Annotated in this window: 15 protein-coding genes and 1 tRNA gene; 7 read left to right on the top strand and 9 right to left on the bottom strand. The window is 36.1% G+C overall.

Annotation, left to right across the window (positions count from 1 at the left end; genetic code table 11):
• Window positions 1–286: 286 nt before the first annotated feature.
• Window positions 287–868 (top strand): RNA polymerase sigma factor, encoded by a 582-nt coding sequence (locus KO521_RS08470; protein ID WP_215939456.1) that lies wholly within the window; start codon window positions 287–289, stop codon window positions 866–868.
• A gap of 231 nt (window positions 869–1099) precedes the next feature.
• On the opposite strand, the gene KO521_RS08465 is transcribed toward KO521_RS08470, so the two are convergent.
• Complete coding sequence (locus KO521_RS08465; protein ID WP_215939455.1) at window positions 1100–1762, bottom strand: endonuclease III domain-containing protein; 663 nt, start codon at window positions 1760–1762, stop codon at window positions 1100–1102.
• 48 nt (window positions 1763–1810) lie between these two features.
• On the opposite strand from KO521_RS08465, the gene bcp reads away from it, so the two are divergent.
• A complete protein-coding gene (gene bcp, locus KO521_RS08460; protein ID WP_215939454.1) occupies window positions 1811–2266 on the top strand; it encodes a thioredoxin-dependent thiol peroxidase in 456 nt (151 codons plus the stop codon).
• Between the two features lie 65 nt (window positions 2267–2331).
• Here the strand turns inward: bcp and KO521_RS08455 are convergent, their stop codons facing one another.
• Complete coding sequence (locus KO521_RS08455; RefSeq protein WP_215939453.1) at window positions 2332–3795, bottom strand: TonB-dependent receptor; 1464 nt, start codon at window positions 3793–3795, stop codon at window positions 2332–2334.
• Window positions 3796–3872: 77 nt separating this feature from the next.
• Between KO521_RS08455 and KO521_RS08450 the strand changes: the two genes are divergently transcribed.
• Both KO521_RS08450 and KO521_RS08445 read left to right on the top strand, forming a co-directional pair.
• On the top strand, window positions 3873–4649 hold the full coding sequence (locus KO521_RS08450; protein WP_215939452.1) for an MBL fold metallo-hydrolase: 777 nt from the start codon (window positions 3873–3875) through the stop codon (window positions 4647–4649).
• Between the two features lie 20 nt (window positions 4650–4669).
• Complete coding sequence (locus KO521_RS08445; protein ID WP_215939451.1) at window positions 4670–5164, top strand: hydrolase; 495 nt, start codon at window positions 4670–4672, stop codon at window positions 5162–5164.
• Here KO521_RS08445 and KO521_RS08440 read toward each other — a convergent pair whose 3' ends face one another.
• From KO521_RS08440 to KO521_RS08415, 6 genes are all read right to left on the bottom strand, one after another.
• The gene (locus KO521_RS08440; protein ID WP_215939450.1) at window positions 5165–5824 is read right to left on the bottom strand and encodes an alpha/beta hydrolase; all 660 of its coding nucleotides are present in this window, start codon (window positions 5822–5824) and stop codon (window positions 5165–5167) included.
• A complete protein-coding gene (locus tag KO521_RS08435; protein ID WP_215939449.1) occupies window positions 5824–6144 on the bottom strand; it encodes a hypothetical protein in 321 nt (106 codons plus the stop codon). The genes KO521_RS08440 and KO521_RS08435 overlap by 1 nt, the downstream gene beginning before the upstream one ends.
• 85 nt (window positions 6145–6229) lie before the next feature.
• The gene (locus KO521_RS08430) at window positions 6230–6544 is read right to left on the bottom strand and encodes a DUF4870 domain-containing protein (RefSeq protein ID WP_215939448.1); all 315 of its coding nucleotides are present in this window, start codon (window positions 6542–6544) and stop codon (window positions 6230–6232) included.
• Window positions 6545–6567: 23 nt separating this feature from the next.
• On the bottom strand, window positions 6568–7827 hold the full coding sequence (locus KO521_RS08425; RefSeq protein ID WP_215939447.1) for a dihydroorotase: 1260 nt from the start codon (window positions 7825–7827) through the stop codon (window positions 6568–6570).
• On the bottom strand, window positions 7824–9746 hold the full coding sequence (locus KO521_RS08420; protein ID WP_215939446.1) for a BatA domain-containing protein: 1923 nt from the start codon (window positions 9744–9746) through the stop codon (window positions 7824–7826). The genes KO521_RS08425 and KO521_RS08420 overlap by 4 nt, the downstream gene beginning before the upstream one ends.
• Before the next feature lie 108 nt (window positions 9747–9854).
• On the bottom strand, window positions 9855–10862 hold the full coding sequence (locus KO521_RS08415) for a glycosyltransferase family 2 protein (RefSeq protein WP_215939445.1): 1008 nt from the start codon (window positions 10860–10862) through the stop codon (window positions 9855–9857).
• A 171-nt stretch (window positions 10863–11033) separates the two neighbouring features.
• Here KO521_RS08415 and KO521_RS08410 point away from each other — a divergent pair, with 171 nt between their 5' ends.
• Both KO521_RS08410 and KO521_RS08405 read left to right on the top strand, forming a co-directional pair.
• A complete protein-coding gene (locus KO521_RS08410) occupies window positions 11034–15314 on the top strand; it encodes a PQQ-dependent sugar dehydrogenase (protein ID WP_215939444.1) in 4281 nt (1426 codons plus the stop codon).
• Window positions 15315–15431: 117 nt separating this feature from the next.
• Window positions 15432–15516: transfer RNA gene (locus KO521_RS08405), tRNA-Ser, on the top strand.
• 351 nt (window positions 15517–15867) lie between these two features.
• Here KO521_RS08405 and KO521_RS08400 read toward each other — a convergent pair.
• A complete protein-coding gene (locus KO521_RS08400; protein ID WP_215939443.1) occupies window positions 15868–16095 on the bottom strand; it encodes a hypothetical protein in 228 nt (75 codons plus the stop codon).
• A gap of 524 nt (window positions 16096–16619) precedes the next feature.
• Here KO521_RS08400 and KO521_RS08395 point away from each other — a divergent pair.
• Complete coding sequence (locus KO521_RS08395) at window positions 16620–17018, top strand: hypothetical protein (protein ID WP_215939442.1); 399 nt, start codon at window positions 16620–16622, stop codon at window positions 17016–17018.
• Window positions 17019–17064 lie beyond the last annotated feature (46 nt).

Here is a 17064-nt window from a genome sequence, read left to right as displayed (position 1 = left end):
TCGGATATGAACAACACTTCATCGATATTCTTCTAATGCCTGATTTTGTGTGGCTAACGCACTTCATTCCATTTTATTTTGTAGAAAAATAGAAAAACAGCATTTCACATCAAAAACTAGCGGTTTTACAACAATGTTTTTTTCTAGAGCCCTCTATTCTCTAGTTTTATATCATAATTAATAATAAGGCCATCCACCTAAGGACAAAAACAAAACTCGAAAATAACTAAATAACAGTAGTCTTTCTTAGAAAGTCTCAAATCCAAAAAACTAAAAACCCTACACCATGAGCTCACAAATCGAAGATTCAGTATTAGTAAGAGATTATATCAGCGGAGATGAAAAAGCGCTTGAAGTTTTAATCAACCGTCACAATCAAAGAATATCTAGTTTCATTTACTCAAAGGTTCTAGATAGAGATGTAACCGAAGATATTTTTCAAGATACTTTTATTAAAGTGATAAAAACTTTGAAAAAAGGTTCTTATAGCGAAGAAGGTAAATTTTTACCATGGGTAATGCGTATTGCACATAACCTTATTATTGATCACTTCAGAAAGAACAAAAGAATGCCAATGTTTGAAGGTAATGATGACTTCAACATCTTTTCTGTTATTGGCGATGACAAGTTAAATGCTGAAAAGCAAATCATTAAAGATCAAATTACTTCAGACTTAAAGCACTTAATTGAAGAATTGCCAGATGATCAAAAGGAAGTTTTGGTAATGCGTATCTATAAAGATATGAGCTTTAAAGAGATTTCTGAAAATACGGGAGTGAGCATTAATACTGCCTTAGGTAGAATGCGTTATGCTTTGATCAACCTTAGAAAAATCATTGATAAGCATAACATTGTTCTAACGAATTAATAACCTGCTAATATTTCATAACAATATTTCCAATCTAGTTGCGTTATCCATTGTATAACTATATTACTACTATGGAAAAAATTTACTCTGAGAACCTTGAAAGAGGTGCAACTATACAGGCAACAAAAGGCACAATCAACTTTTTGCTAAGCTTTTCAAAGCAATTTCACATTGTTGAATACAAGGGTTTTCAATTTGAAAATTCATTGAACTAAACAAAAAAGACCCGATCTAACGGGTCTTTTTTGTTTTGTAATAATTATCTATTATCGCCTTTCTTCCAATGGTTTTAGTAATGATGTCATTATCTAAATTCCATCCTCTGGCAGGCGAGTATTCTCTGCCGTACCAGATTATCTGAAGATGCAGGTCATTCCAAATTTCTTTTGGAAATAGACGCTTGGCATCTTTTTCTGTTTGCACTACATTTTTTCCGTTAGTAAAACCCCATCGATACATTAATCTATGAATATGCGTGTCTACCGGAAATGCGGGAATTCCAAAGGCCTGAGATACAACCACACTTGCAGTTTTATGACCTACAGCAGGAAATTCCTCTAATAGTTCTATTTCCTTCGGTACTACGCCATTATATTTTTCAATTAGCATTTTAGACAAACCATAAATCCCTTTGGATTTCATAGGTGAAAGACCAACCGGCTTAATAATTTCTCTAATTTCCTCAACAGATAACTTTACCATGTCATAAGGATTATCTGCTCTTTCGAATAAAAGCGGTGTGATTTTATTTACCCTCACATCTGTACTTTGCGCGGACAAAAGTACCGCAATCAATAATGTATAGGGGTCCTTATGGTCTAAAGGAACCGGAATGGTAGGGTAAATTTCCTTTAGGGTTTTAATAGTAAAATCAACCTTTTCCGCTTTTGTCATTTTTGTCTAATTTTAGCAATGAAAATAGAAACACAAAAATAAAGTGCTATGAATACATTACAAGTAGGGGACAAAGTACCCGATTTTTCAGCGAAAGACCAAGATGGCAATACAATTAAATTATCGGACTATAAAGATAAGAAGTTGGTAGTGTTCTTTTATCCCAAAGCCAGTACGCCGGGTTGCACTGCAGAAGCCTGTAATTTGCGTGATAATTATGAGGAATTACAAGCCCAGGGATATGAATTGTTAGGAGTGAGCGCAGATTCTGAAAAGCGACAAGGGAATTTCAAGAACAAATATAATTTTCCGTTTCCGTTATTAGCGGATGAAGACCATACGGTAATCAACACTTTTGGTGTTTGGGGCCCTAAAAAATTCATGGGTCGTGAATATGATGGAATTCACAGAAAGACTTTTATAATTGATGGCAGCGCTACGATTACAAAAGTAATAGACAAGGTAAAAACCAAGGATCATGCAGCTCAATTACTTGAAGATTAAATATGAAAATAGAAAAATATGAAGTTGATTAAATAATAAAAGGGGCGTAAGCCCCTTTTAATTTGTTATTTTATTTTATCGTCTTTTGATTTTAGTAACTTCCTGGTAAACAAGCTCTCATTATTGATTATTTCAGGTATTCCTTCAGGAAGCATTTCTTCCCATCCATCTTCATTATTAATAAGTTTCTTCAGTACATCTCTTGAGAAAATATGCATAATCTCTGGGTCGTAATCTATAATATCCATTACCTTTCCGTTGTACTTAAAGAACTTGTAAAGCTCCTTCATTCTTGGATGAACCTTTATATTGTTGCTAGTCATTATCTGACCGGTTTCAGCATTTTTCATAGGGTAGAGGTAAACTTGTAAGTCTTTGAAGAATAACTTGCCAAAGGCCTCCAAGATACCTCCCGAGAGGTGTCTATAGTATTTTTCATCAAAGATGTCCACCAAGTTATTTACACCCATGGTAAGACCAATTTTCGCCTTGGTATATCTATTAAAGTATTCTACTAGTTTAAAGTATTCCTGAAATTTAGAAATCATAACCGTATGCCCTAGTGCACAAAGCAATTCTGCGCGGTCCATGAAATCTTGTTCATCTATTTCTCCTGAAGCTTTAAGGTTTGAGAGCGTTATCTCAAAAATAACCATAGTATTTTCTTGGTCTACCGCTGAATCACGAACGAATATATCGTAAGATTTATGGAACATGTCCATATTCACTTTGGTAACCGGTCTAAAACTTCCTCGTAATGCTAAAATGTTTTTTTTGTACAATGCAGAGGCAGGAAGAAAGTTATTTCCGTCAGGACCAAACATAACCGCATCGGTCATATCATTACGTATTAACTGCAGGCTCATTAACCTGTTATCCACATCCTTAAAGTTAGGACCTGAAAAGTTTACCATATCGATTTCTACTGTATCCTTATCGATATGATCATAAAGATACTTCAACATTTTTCTTGGCTTATGGTACTTGTAAAACGCACCATAAATTAAGTTAACCCCAAGAATACCTAATGTTTCTTGTTGCAAGCGAGCTTCGTTTTGCTTAAAGCGAATATGAAGTATAATTTCATCTAACTCTTTCTGGTTAGGATCCAGCTGAAAACGGATTCCTACCCAACCGTGCCCTTTATAGCGCTTAGAAAAATCTATGGTAGCTACAGTATTAGCGTATGAAAAGAACAATCTTTCCGGGTGTGTTTCCCGGCTAATACGCTCCTCCATGAGAGTCATCTCATGAGAAAGCATCTTTTTCAGTCGCGATTGTGTTACATAGCGTCCATCATTTTCAATACCGTAAATAGCATCGCTAAAATCCTTGTCATAAGCACTCATCGCTTTGGCAATAGTACCTGAGGCACCGCCAGACCGGAAAAAATGGCGAGCTGTCTCTTGGCCGGCTCCAATCTCCGAAAATGTTCCGTAAATGTCAGGGTTTAGATTAATCCTCAAAGTTTTAGCTTTGATGGAAGGGATGTTCTCAAATACAGTATCTCGTTTTAAAACTGAAGCCATTTGGTCTATTTTGCTTTTAACAAAGTTAACAAGTTCAGGTTATCTATTAAATTATTTAGTTATAAATTTGATTCTAGATGAGCGATGCGTTAAAAATAACTTTTCTTGGTACGGGCACTTCTCAGGGAATCCCCGTAATAGGCAGTAATCACCCGGTTTGCACAAGTAATGACCCAAAGGATAAAAGGCTTAGGACCTCTGCTTTGGTTTCATGGAAAGATTATAATTACGCTATTGATTGTGGCCCGGACTTTAGGCAACAGATGCTCTCTAACCGAGTGATGAAGCTAGATGGTATTCTTTTTACTCACGAACATTCTGATCATACCGCCGGTTTGGATGATATTAGACCTTTTTTCTTTAGGCAAGGGGACGTGCCCATATACGCGCATAAACGTGTTGCTGATTCGTTAAGAAGACGGTTCGATTATATTTTTGCTGATGAAAATCGATATCCTGGTGCTCCTGCTGTAGCGGTCAACCTGATTGATAAAGACCATAATTTTTCAATAGGAGGCTTAGAGATTATTCCGATTGAGGCAAGCCACAACCGTATAAATGTACTCGGTTTTCGTATTAAGGATTTTACTTATTTAACCGATGTTAAAACAATTACGGAAGAAGAAATTCAAAAAGTAAAAAAATCAAAAGTCCTTGTTATAAACGCACTTCGCTTAGAGCCACATCATTCTCATTTTAATTTAAAAGAAGCTTTGGCCTTTATTGATGAAGTCAAGCCAGAAACAGCCTACCTAACTCATATTAGTCACATGTTGGGGTTTCATGAGGAAGTGGAAAAAAACTTGCCAAAAAATGTGCATGTGGCATACGATAATCTAACCATAACAGTTTAAAGTACAAACCATATTCATTTATGAAAAGTAGAATAGTTCTTTACGCATTAATTTTCGTATCACTTATTTGTCTGTACCTCTTTGTTAGTAACGGAAAAATGGCTGCGGTCAAAGATGAAAGAATTTTAAAATTGGAAACACAAGTAGAACAATTAAAGGATTCGGTACAGAATACGCAGTTAAAAGTGTTGGAAATGCAATATTTCTCATTAGAAAATAATGATGATGCTTTAGCCTACTACGATCACTTAGACTTAAATGACCCGTCTAGATATATTGCGGATAAGCTGCTTGAAACTAATGAAAGTAAGGGAGATAATCCACTTGTGCCATATGAAGGAATGGAAGGGGACTTCAAAATAAATAAGATTAAAATCCTAAACCATAAATGGATTTTAACTGATTTTTCTGATGGTAAATTTTGGGGGGAGCTACTTATTCAATACAATCTTAAAGACGATTTGGGTGTGGATTTTACATTGCGAGATCATTTGCTTTACACCCGAAGTGAATAATCAGAACTTATCTTCTAGCCATTTTTTGAATGAATAAAAGTTCTGTGGTGCTACTCCATGGCCTACAGGGAATTCTTCGTACACGTGCTCAATTTTTAATTTTTCAAGAAATAGAGGGGCACGTTGTGCCCACTCCGGAGGAATTACTTGATCTACTTGGCCATGAGAGGAATATATCTTTAAGTTAGAATGATTCTTTTTTTCGTAACCTTCCTTTAGAATACCCTCATTTACATATCCGCTTAAAGCAATAACATTTTTAATCTTTTCGGGATAAGAAAGGGCTACCGCATAGCTTAGAATTGTTCCTTGACTAAAACCTAATAGGGTCACTCGGTCCGCATCCAATGCATACGTAGTGCATGCTTCATCAATAAAGGTTATGATTTTGTCTCTTGATGTTATGGCTTGTTCATCATCACTCCATTTACCTTGCTGGGCATCAAAATTTATAGCATACCATGCATTTCCATAAGGTTCCATAGGGTAGGGAGCTCGAACTGATATAATACACAGTTCTTCCGGTAATTCCGGAGCAAAAGAAAACAAATCTTCTTCATTGCTTCCATAACCGTGAAACATAAAAAGCACGGGCGCTTTACCTTCTTTTAAGGTAGAAGGTCTAATCAAATGTTCTAAAGATAAAGGAGCTGTTGTCATTACATGAATTTAAGCCATTTTTGAAAAAAATCCCCTAGTAGGGGAACGGATTGCTTTTTCTCTTGCAATGCGCCAATAAAACCGTATCCCCACAAAACAATAAAAGAAATATATAAACCATACCAAGCATATTCATTAAACCATTGGCTTAGAAAAAGGGCAAAACCTAAGAAAAACAAATGCAATCCAAATGCTTGCCGAATATGAAATCTGGCAAATTCGTTTCTACTTTCCGAGTTCATACTTAAAGCAATAAGTGAACCTACAATGGTAAAATAAGCTGTTACGGCCGTTGTCTTCCCTTCTTTTACTGTTTCCATAATTACAAAGTTAACTTAAGCTAGAGTCTTGTACAAAAATAGAGACCGACTGCTTTTCTCTTTTTAAGTTTAATTAAAAAAAGTTTCAACCAATATTACCTACAAATGGAATCTTCTCTACTTTACCGTTCATGGCATTTATTGCTCCTATAATGGCCAATACCAGCCCAACATATTGTAAAACGCTAAAAAGCCCTAGGCCAGTACTCATAATCAGCAGTTTAGCTAAGAAACCAGCAATAATGCCGGTAATCCAAGCTCTAAGTGCCTGACCAATATGAAACGTAGCAAATTCATTGTTCTTGCTCCTATTCATAAAATATGCGACCAGGGTTCCTAATAGGGTTATGTAGCCAATAAGAGCCATTGTTTTGCCATCTTCAATTGTGTTTTGATTCATTTGGTTGTTTTTGTGGTGGTTTGTTAATTGTTTGTAAGGTATTGACCATTGTTAATGGAACCATACACTTTACCCTGTAGTTCAGCACCAATAAACATACTGTTTTTTGAGGTTGATTCTATACGCTCTTTGGTAAAAGTATTCGTATCCTCTGGATTAAAGAGCGTTATGCAAGCTGGCTCGCCTTCTTTAAATATGGGCGTTGTTATTCCGTATTGTTCTCGTCCTTTAGTAAGAAGGCTAATTGTAGTTTCTATGTCCAAAAGTTGCCCAAGACCGCCAAACGCGGTTTCAAGTCCGGTTGTACCATAAGAAGCATTGTCAAATTCAACTCTTTTCTCTTCAATGTTCATAGGAGTATGGTCACTGGTAACAAAATCTATTGTGCCGTCCTTTAAACCTTTTATAAGTGCCTTTGCGTCAGATTTAGTACGTAATGGTGGCATAACCTTATATGTGGCATCAAACTCTTCAAGAATAGAATCCGTATAAATTAGATTGTGAATTGCTACGCTACAGCTAACATTCAACCCTTTTTTCTTTGCGTCGCTAATTAGTTTAACCGAATTAGCGGTTGAAATAGTAGGGATGTGTAATTTTCCTCCTGTATATTCCAAAATAAATAAATCCCTGACGACTTGAAGTTCCTCAGCTAAAGTAGGAATTCCTTTTAAGCCTAATTTTGTAGATACCTCGCCTTCGTTAACGATACCTTTTCCCGCAATTTTTGTGTCCAACGGAAAAGAATATACCAAACCGTTAAAATTCTGAACATATTGTAAAGCAACCTTAAGAAGATTGGCGTTGGTCACAGGATGTTTATAGTCATAAAAACCAACAGCTCCGGCATTTCTCATGTCAAATAATTCTGCTAGATCATTGCCGTCCGCTTTCATCGTTAGCGTACCCAATGGGTAGAGATTGGTCAGCTGTTTGGCGGCTGCACTTTTAAGGTATACAATGTCTGAACTGCTATCCGGACATGGGTGTGTATTGGGGTTTAAGATAATATCTGTAAAACCACTTAATGCTGCGGTGCGAAGGCCGTTTTCAATTGTTTCCCTTTCTTCATAACCAGGTTCACCAAAAGAGACGCTACTATCAAACCAGCCTATGGAAACATGTAAATTCTTATGCTTAATAACCTGAGTCTTGCTCTCGGGCTCTATTTTGGCAGCAATCTTGGTAATCACGCCATTTTTAATGTGAATATCTCGAGTCTTTAAATGAAGCGATTCATTTTGCTTGTCGATTATTGTGGCCGATTTTAAGAGAATGTTCATTTGAGATATTTTTGAATAAGGACTTCAAGAAACAGCAACACCAATGCTAAAATAACAAACCATTTCCAAAGCTCCGTTATGCTATTGTCTTTTTCAATAGTTTCGAATAAAGATGGTATTGAAGATGATATTGAGGCTATTTTTTGTTCTTCAGTATTAATATAGGTTAGGTTGCTTTCGTTTCTATTATAATTGAAACTGATATGTTTTATATTTTTTTCATTCTGTTGAATGCCATAACTACCATCTTCTTGTATGCTTTCATCAAAAGAAAGGGATACTTTGTTACTAAAGGATTGTTGTTGCGGTATAAATTCGTAATTATCTTTTTTCAACTTAAGAATATCATCCTGACCTAACGAAGTAGAAATATCAATTGAAATTGGTTGACCCAAGACCGAATATAAAGGAGGTAATTTCAAACTTCCAACCGCCATATTGTAAAATGTGGGAACAACAATAGGTGAATTAATGAAATTTGAATTTTGAACCGATAAAGATGCAGTGAATAGAAAGAAAAAGGTGTTACCTATTAAAAAGGGTTCATTTGTTGGATAAGCTAATGCGGTGGCGGCATTGGTTTTCACTTTGTAATATTCCGAAACCTTTGGATATTGAAAATTAGTTACATTTTTTTCAAATACATTTTGATATAATGGATGCGAAAAGGAAATATTTGTGATTTCTCTTTCGCTTCCTATTTTTTCTTGCAGCGTAGTAGAAGCATAATTGGAAGTCAGAAGGGCATAAGAGTTCAAATCAATATTCCTCGCAGGAATAACTGTTAAATGTCCTCCTTCATCAGTAAATGCTTTTAAGCTAGTAACGAGCGAAGTAGGAATCTGCTGCAGATTATTTAGAATTATCAAATGCTGAGAAGATATGTTGCTATAATTCAGGCTTTTTAGTTCAGTAGATGTATATATAAATTCATCTTTAGTGAAGATGCGGCCAAGAAAATTATTTTGGGATTCACCAATTGAGAGTACTTTTATCTTTTCCTTTTTACCAATTGTAAAATAAAGCAGGTTGTCGTATGCTAATCCCGAATCGGAAATTTCAATTTTTCCGTTAAAAGCATCGCCTTTGGCAATCGAGAAATTAGCAGTTCCTTTTTTGGACTTATCAAAGGAAGCCGATGTTTTGGCCACAAGTTTTTCTCCATTAAATAAGGATACAGGAATATTTTCTGTAGTACCCGTAACGGATAGACTTACTACAAGATTCATGTTCTCTAGTGTTTCCGATTCAACAAAGGCGGAATCAATCGAAACATTATTGGTCTCATCTATATTAAGAGGTACCCAGTAAGAATTTACATTCGTAATACTATCCATTTCATTACTGGCCATGAGATTCTGAAAATCAGATAAAACAATCAAGTTTTTTTCCGTAGCATTATCCGAAGAAAACAATGTTTTTGCTTTTAAATAAATTTCATTGAGCTTCAACTGTTTGTTATTGCTTCTAATGGCAAGGAGCTCATTTTTAATATCTTGTAGATAAGTATTTCTGTAAATTTTTGAATTGGTAAAAAGCGAAAAACGTTCTGTTTTAGGTAAGTTTTTTAAAAGTTCCTGAACGGCATTTGCTAAAAGCGTAGTTCCATCTTCTTTTAATTGCATGCTAAAGGAATCGTCCAGATAGATAACTGTCTCTTTCTTCTTCAAGGCAGATTTTTTAGCAAAAAATGGTTGTGCAAAAGCAAAAATAAAAGCAGCAAGTAGCAACATTCTGGTAAAAAGCAATAACCACTTTTTTAAAGTATTGCTTTGCCTTGATTCTGAAACGACTTTCTTTAAGAACTTAACATTAGTAAAAGGGGTTTTCTTAAAACGCCGTAATTGAAATAAATGAATGAAAATAGGAATCAGTAGAAGAAAAAGGGCCCAAAAGAGTTCTGGATATTTAAACTGCATTTCCTAAATTGAATTCTCAAAGATAGACATTTCGTTGTTTAATGCTACAGTAGGTAAAAGTAATTTTCCCGAGTAGAGTAAAATGTTATTTGTATTTGATTTTCATTTTTAACAAAAAAAGAAATAGTCTTCCATTGATTTTTGATTTAAGCCCGATAAAAATTTTTTAATATGAACTTGAGCTTCTGCATTGGCAACGGTTATTATACTCTGGGGGTTAGCTAGTGAGTTAAGTTTGTTAAAATGAAGCATTTCCATACCATATATATGTTTGCCTATTTTCTTGGGATTATCACAAACCCAATAAAAATCAATATCTAGTTCCCGTAGCCTTTTTGCAATTTCTTTTCCTTTGGCTCCCGCGCCCCAAACTGTCAAAGGTCTGTTTGTATTACGGTTTAGTTTAAGGAAATAACGGAGTTTTATGTCTAAAAAATAATTTTCAGCATAATGTTCGCTCGTTCTAGAGGTCCTGGTGTCGTAGTCGCGCCATAAGTGAAGCAGTTCAGAGCTAGGAATACATTTAATGTGGTTTTCATAAAATCTGAATGCCAAATCGTAATCTTCAGGATATATATTTGGGGTAAAACCATTGCATTTGTCTAAATCTTCACGGAAAACCATCCAACAAGGGGAGGGAATCACGCACTCCTTATAGATTTCCGAGTAGTTGTCACCTGTTTCCGTAAGATGATTTAACCACTTTTCATACCGCTCGTAGCCATTGCTTATTCCGCGGTGAGAAAAATATCGTACCTGCCCAACGGCCAAATGTCCTTTTCCCATTTCTAAGAGGGATTTCACCATTACCTCTAACTTGTTATTTGTCATGATATCATCAGAATCCATTCGCGTTATAAACTTTCCGTTACTACACTTATATGCTGTTCTTAAGGCGCCTATGATACCTTTTTCTTCATTATCATATAGGTGTATACGCCGGTCGTTCTTGGCATAGGAATGTACTAAACTCCTACTTCCATCAGAGCTATGGTCGTTAACAGCAACTATTTGCCAGTTCTCATAGGTCTGCTCTAGAATAGAATCGAAGCACTGGTTCAGAAAGGCTTCTGTGTTTTTAAAAGGGATTAAAATGCTAACCAACGGTTGCTTCATGTTAGGCAATTTAGTGAAAATGCATTCGCTTCTAAAAAAAGATTCGGTCAAAACAACTCCTTTTTAACAAATTGGAAAGATTATTCGTTCATCGATTTTTTCTGTCTTTAGTCGTCAACTTCTGTCCTTTCATCGAATTTTAAGATTAGTTTCACATCGAACACGAACACTATGAAAACCAACTACCAAAAAAAGATAGGTGTGGTATGCCTTTTTATCACCACCTTTCTAGCTTTTTCCTTTGTACCCTTTCTTTATGGGCCCGGACTAAAAAATGCTGTTCCGATAGGAGCTTATCTTAACGGGGTTTTTCCATCTTCAACTCCTGCCGGTACCGTAGATATTAATGCGAGTTATAGCGTAACGAATGCTTTCCCTAACCTGACTTTTGTTGATCCTGTGGATATGGAAGAATTACCCGGGGGGAATGAATTCTTAGTTTTGGGATTACAGGGTCATATATGGAAAATTTCCAATAATGCCCAAACCAGCTCTAAGCAGTTACTTCTAGACATCTCTGATAATGTCGTTAATTATGCGGATGGTGGCATGTTGGGTATAGTCCTGCATCCAGAATATGGTCAGACCGATTCTCCTAATGCAGAATATATTTATGTTTTTTATAGATACACGCCTATTCAGGGAACGGATAGAGTTAATCCTGCGGTTGATGGATATATGCGTCTTTCAAGATTTACTCTGCCCATTGGAGCAAACGCTATCAACCCCTCTAGTGAAGAAGTTCTCATAAATATTTTTGACCGTCATGATTGGCATAATGGTGGAGATATGTTTTTTGGGCCTGAAGACAAGTTCTTATACCTAGCAGTTGGTGATGAAGGTGCCGCATATGACAGTTATAATGTAACTCAACAAATAGATAAATATTTATTTGGTGGGGTATTGCGTATTGATGTAGATAAAAGGGGTGGAGAAGTCAGTCATCCCATAAAAAAACAGCCTCTTAATGCAGGAGTGCCGCCGGCAGGGTGGCCAGATTCCTTTACACAAGGTTACTATATACCTAACGATAATCCATGGGTGGATTCAAGCGGTGACAATCTTGAAGAGTTTTATGCCATAGGAACGCGAAGTCCACACCGTATGAGCCTAGACCCGGTAACAGGTGATATTTGGGTGGGCGATATAGGTCAAGGTTCAAAAGAAGAAGTAAGCATAGTTAGAAAAGGAGATAATTTGCAATGGCCTTATCGTGAGGGTGACCAGGACGGAAAAGCGGAAATGCCAAGCCCACTTATTGGAAATGACAGCCCCCCACTTTATAGCTATGGTAGATCTGTTGGAAGAGCGGTTATTGGCGGTATGGTTTATAGAGGCGAGCGTTACCCTGAATTAAAAGGCAAGTATGTATTTGGGGATCATGAGACACAAGAGGTGTGGACACTTACAAAAACAGGGCAAAACACAGGATCCGCTAGTTATTTAATGAATGTACCTATAGATGGAGAAGGCAGTAAAGATGGTATTTCCTCGTTTTTTACAGATTCTGACGGATATATGTATATACTGGACTTATTTGGTACAGCTCAAGATGGAGGTGTCATCCATAAGGTGGTACGATCGGGTACTGTATCCGATCCCCCAATAAAACTTTCTAGTTTAAATGTGTTTTCAGATTTAGAAAGTCTTACCCCTGTGGCAGGTATAGTTCCATATGATGTAAATACACCTTTATGGTCAGATGGAGCTGAAAAGCAACGATGGATTGCGTTACCAAATGATGGTGAACATAATTCCGCTGCGGAGCAGATTGTTTTTCAAAATGAAGAGAATTGGTCATTTCCCCCTGGCACGGTGGTTATAAAACAATTTAATCTTCCTATAGATGAAAACGATTCTACTAAAATCATCAAGCTGGAAACCCGTTTTTTAGTCTTTAATGAGAATAATAATGCGTATGCCGTTACCTACAAATGGAACGATGAGCAAACGGATGCCGTTCTGGTAGGGCTAGACGAATCCATTTCACAAAAATATCAGGTCAAGAAAAAAGATGGGTCGGTTGTAGAGCAAACTTGGGATTTTCCAACTCGTAATCAATGTATGCAATGTCATAATAGTGTTGCAGGCTATTCTTTAGGTCTAAAAACACGGCAACTCAATAAAAATTTCACCTATCCATCAACAGGTATAACAGGCAACCAACTGGAGACGTGGAGTCACCTGAATATGTTTACTAATGACATTCCATCCCATGTAAAACTGCCGGCATCTGCGCATATCAATTCAGAGAAAGCAAGTGATGTTATGAAGGTGCGCTCATATATGGATGCCAATTGCGCATATTGCCATCGTCCAAATGGGGTAGAGGGTGCATTTGATGGTAGAGCTATGACGGCCCTTTATGACCAATATTTAATCAATCAAGATGTTGAAAGTCATGCCTCAATACCAGGTAACAAGATTGTAAAACCAAAGGATGTTATAAATTCAACTTTATATGTTAGGGATGCCAGTAATTCAGATGATCGCATGCCACCCATTGGACGTAATATGCTAGATGAAGATTATCTAGAAATCCTTACAGGTTGGATAGATGGCTTGGATGTAAATGGGCCTATATCAGTTGAAAACGGTTGGTATAACCTAAAAATGGGAAATCTTGAAAAGTATTTAGCAATTGAAGATGCGTCTCTTCTAACTAATGCAAGAGCTATAAACAGTATATCTAATGTTGGTGATGACAGAAAATGGTATGTTGAGGAAATGGGTGGTGGTAAATATCGTATTAAAGCTTTACATTCTGACATGGTGTTGTCACTTCGTACTTTGAAGGCCGAACGAGGGTCTAATGTAGTTCAGGAAATGTGGGATGGTAGTCAACACCAATTATGGTATTTTGAAGATATAGATGGAGAAAATTTAAGAATAGTCAGCGCATACAACGGTCTTGCTCTTCATATTTCAAAGGGCACAACGGAAAATGATAGACCTGGGGTAACATGGACATCAAGCAACTCTGCAAATCAAAAATGGAAGCTTGAACCAGTTAGTAAGGAAACTGAAGTAAGCGCTATTGGTGAGACCGGAAAAGTTGAAGCTAACCATAACTGGGCAACCGTGAAATTAAATAGAAATTATAAAAACCCAGTTGTTATTGCCGGCGCTCCTACATATGAAGGTTCTAACCAGGCTACAGTAAGAGTAAAGGATGTAACGAGCTCAAGTTTTAGGGTGCGCATTGATGAATGGGAGTGTTGGGATGAAAGTCATCTTTTTGAAACTATTCCTTATATAGTAGTAGAAGCAGGGGTGCACGAACTTGTAAATGGCAAATTATTACAAGCAGGAAATATAGAGGGTCGTGATCACCAGTGGTATAGACAAAGGTTCAATCGCTCTTTTAATGAAGAACCATTAGTTTTTGGCCAATGCGTTACAGAAAATGAGGCTGAAGCTGTAAACGTATTTTTTGACGAGCGTTACTCAAATACAAATCAACTCCGTTTAAAGTTAAAAGAAAGAGACAATGCTATTGGCGGGCATAAACCGGAAATAGTAAGTTGGCTTGCTGTTGAGCCTGGAACATTAACAGAAGGTGATTCATCTTTTGAGATGATAAATTCCGGTCGTACGGTAAATCATAACTGGCATACTCTAAATTTTTCACAGAATTATGACGATAATGCTTTGTTCATAGGTGGTCTTGGGTCTGAATACGGGGGTAATGCTGCATCTTTACGCTATAAAGAACTTAAAGGAACGGATGTGAGAGTGTTTGTGGAAGAGGAGATATGTGGTGATGTAGAAATCGCTCATACTAATGAAGAAGTGCATTATATGGTTTTTGGTTCGGAAGTTGATGTTATGGGCAAGACATATGAAGAAAGTTCAAACACTGTAGCATTAAAATCAAATGAGCTTTTAAGTGATTTTTTCTTTGAAAAGGTATTTTCTGAAAATGAATCTCACGTAGTGAATATCAAATGGACGGTTAACAACGATATAGGAATTGAAACATTTAGTATAGAAAAATCGGTTAACGGTGATAATTTTAGATTTGTGACCGATCAACCAGGAGTAAGATCAATAGGACATAATAATTATAATGGGTATGATTACAGCCCTATAATTGGAAGTGCTGTTTACAGGATAGCAGCTATAACCGTAGAGGGTAAAACAGTTTATTCTGATGAGATTAAAGTAGATTTCAAAAATCCTGGAAATAACGTGATGCTCTTTCCAAACCCCATAGATCGATCTAAAACACTAACGGCTGATATATTGTTAGTGGATGGTGAGGAAAATGAAGAAGATCTTACCTTAAGCATTTTTACTATAGAAGGTCGTTTTATTAGATCTTGGACGAAGTTGATGGATTGCCAACAATCTTTTGAACAACTAGCTACGGATGATTTAGGAACGGGTGTTTACATTCTAAAAGTACAAGGGAAAAAATGGTCACAGACCCGCAAATTTATTGTAAGATAATAGTCATTTGTAATTATAATTATGAAGAGAAAAATAAAAAGTAAAAAGCCCTTTGCGTAATTGAAAAAGGTTACTATATTTGCACCCGCATTCAGGGAATACCTGATGAGGCACTCAGGAGAAATGGCAGAGTGGTCGAATGCGGCAGTCTTGAAAACTGTTGAGGGTCACACCTCCGGGGGTTCGAATCCCTCTTTCTCCGCAGAAAAAACCCCGTAAACAGTATGTTTATGGGGTTTTGCTTTTAAATTCAGATTCGTGATGCCAATTTAAGGGAGGCAACTTACTTCAGGGCTAACCTCATAATAAGTTTTATTCTTCTTATGAATAAATCATAAAATACTATAGCACAACATTTTAATAAATAGCTGCGCAATCACACGATTTTAAACAACCCTCTGATTCAAAAAAAAACAAACGCAGAAAAGACCCAAATGGGTCATTTCTACATAGTTTTAAAGTTTAAAGAATCTTGAAAATTATTCCTTATGAGGAATTATGCGTCCGTTGTAAAACGATTTACGGAAAGTTTGCATATTACACACCTGGGCGCCTAGATTCCTGAATCGGGTCTTCCCTTTAAGCGAATATCGATTCTTTTCTTTTTCGCCGTTAGACGCTTCATGACATCCATCAAGTTAGCATCCTTTGTTTTCTTGTAAATTTCGTTGATTTCTAGAATAAGTCGTTTTGCCTCTCTTGAAGCAGTTACCCTGTCACTGGTACTCATGTGACTCATCTTGGTAGTTTCAAAAATTTCTGCTTCTTCTAATATGTCCATAAATATATTACGTTTGAACTTTGGTAAAATTAATTAAACAAAAAAATATGCGCAAGAATCATAAATAGATTATAATTACTTTAACAAATTAAATTCGCTTCAAAAATGATGCAAATTTAATCTTAAAATACAAAATACTATTAAAAATGGGCTATTTCCCAGTTAATTTTTTTTCTGGCTGCTTTTCAAACTCATAATTACAACAGAAAATAGATGTGATATTATTTCTATTTTTTTATCTAAAATATATGTAAGTTTCTGTTATACAATACTTTCGTTTTTTTTTAATTGGCTTAAATTAAATTAAACTTAATTTTTGAAAAAATATTCCGAAATAAGATTTGCCATGCTGCTTTATAAACATAAAATACAGTTTTGTCTTGGTATCCTTCTTTTTTTTAAGCTACAACAACTAGTTTTTAAAATTTAGCTATCCGCCATTTAGTGTGTAGACTAATTCTATATTAGGTTAGAATATAGACTCATGGGAGTAAATAAAAGCGTTTATCGCTATCTTTAATGTAGTGAATAAAATAATTACCATAGCGTTATCATTCTTCGTTCTATTGCAAAGTTTAGGAATAGGGCTTTGTGATGTATCTCAAATAGACGAATTTTTTGAGCACGCTCAGTATCATAGTGAGCAATACGGTGATAACGTCATAGTGTTTATATCTAAACATTATGGAGAACTAAAAGCAAGTCACGAAAAAGACCATCAAGAAGAAAAAGAAGACCATGAGCAGTTGCCTTTTCAACATCATTCGCATTTTTCTTCCGTTGCAGCAATTGTTCTAAATAAACAGGCCGATGGTTTAAGGACAATTGAGGTTTCTGAGAGTAGGTTACACAATTTCTTTTATCAAGCTCCTTCATCATCATTGCATTCAGAAGGTATTCTACAGCCACCACGGCATTCATAAAATAGTCGTATTCATTTAAAAGTCCGTTCATCATGGTGAAACTAGG

Origin of the sequence: Zobellia uliginosa (genome assembly GCF_018860745.1) — a bacterium.
In the GTDB taxonomy this organism is placed as follows: Bacteria; Bacteroidota; Bacteroidia; order Flavobacteriales; family Flavobacteriaceae; genus Zobellia; species Zobellia uliginosa_B.
Note: the sequence above shows the minus strand (reverse complement) of the source record. Positions and strands in the feature narration are given on the sequence as shown.

Coding starts and splice junctions, on each gene's coding strand:
- KO521_RS08410 (WP_215939444.1), top strand. CDS start 11,034: ATGAAAACCAACTACCAAAAAAAGATAGGTGTGGTATGCCTTTTTATC.
- KO521_RS08450 (WP_215939452.1), top strand. CDS start 3,873: ATGAGCGATGCGTTAAAAATAACTTTTCTTGGTACGGGCACTTCTCAG.
- KO521_RS08430 (WP_215939448.1), bottom strand. CDS start 6,544: ATGAATCAAAACACAATTGAAGATGGCAAAACAATGGCTCTTATTGGC.
- KO521_RS08440 (WP_215939450.1), bottom strand. CDS start 5,824: ATGACAACAGCTCCTTTATCTTTAGAACATTTGATTAGACCTTCTACC.
- KO521_RS08465 (WP_215939455.1), bottom strand. CDS start 1,762: ATGACAAAAGCGGAAAAGGTTGATTTTACTATTAAAACCCTAAAGGAA.
- KO521_RS08425 (WP_215939447.1), bottom strand. CDS start 7,827: ATGAACATTCTCTTAAAATCGGCCACAATAATCGACAAGCAAAATGAA.
- KO521_RS08400 (WP_215939443.1), bottom strand. CDS start 16,095: ATGGACATATTAGAAGAAGCAGAAATTTTTGAAACTACCAAGATGAGT.
- KO521_RS08435 (WP_215939449.1), bottom strand. CDS start 6,144: ATGGAAACAGTAAAAGAAGGGAAGACAACGGCCGTAACAGCTTATTTT.
- KO521_RS08470 (WP_215939456.1), top strand. CDS start 287: ATGAGCTCACAAATCGAAGATTCAGTATTAGTAAGAGATTATATCAGC.
- KO521_RS08420 (WP_215939446.1), bottom strand. CDS start 9,746: ATGCAGTTTAAATATCCAGAACTCTTTTGGGCCCTTTTTCTTCTACTG.
- KO521_RS08455 (WP_215939453.1), bottom strand. CDS start 3,795: ATGGCTTCAGTTTTAAAACGAGATACTGTATTTGAGAACATCCCTTCC.
- bcp (WP_215939454.1), top strand. CDS start 1,811: ATGAATACATTACAAGTAGGGGACAAAGTACCCGATTTTTCAGCGAAA.
- KO521_RS08445 (WP_215939451.1), top strand. CDS start 4,670: ATGAAAAGTAGAATAGTTCTTTACGCATTAATTTTCGTATCACTTATT.
- KO521_RS08415 (WP_215939445.1), bottom strand. CDS start 10,862: ATGAAGCAACCGTTGGTTAGCATTTTAATCCCTTTTAAAAACACAGAA.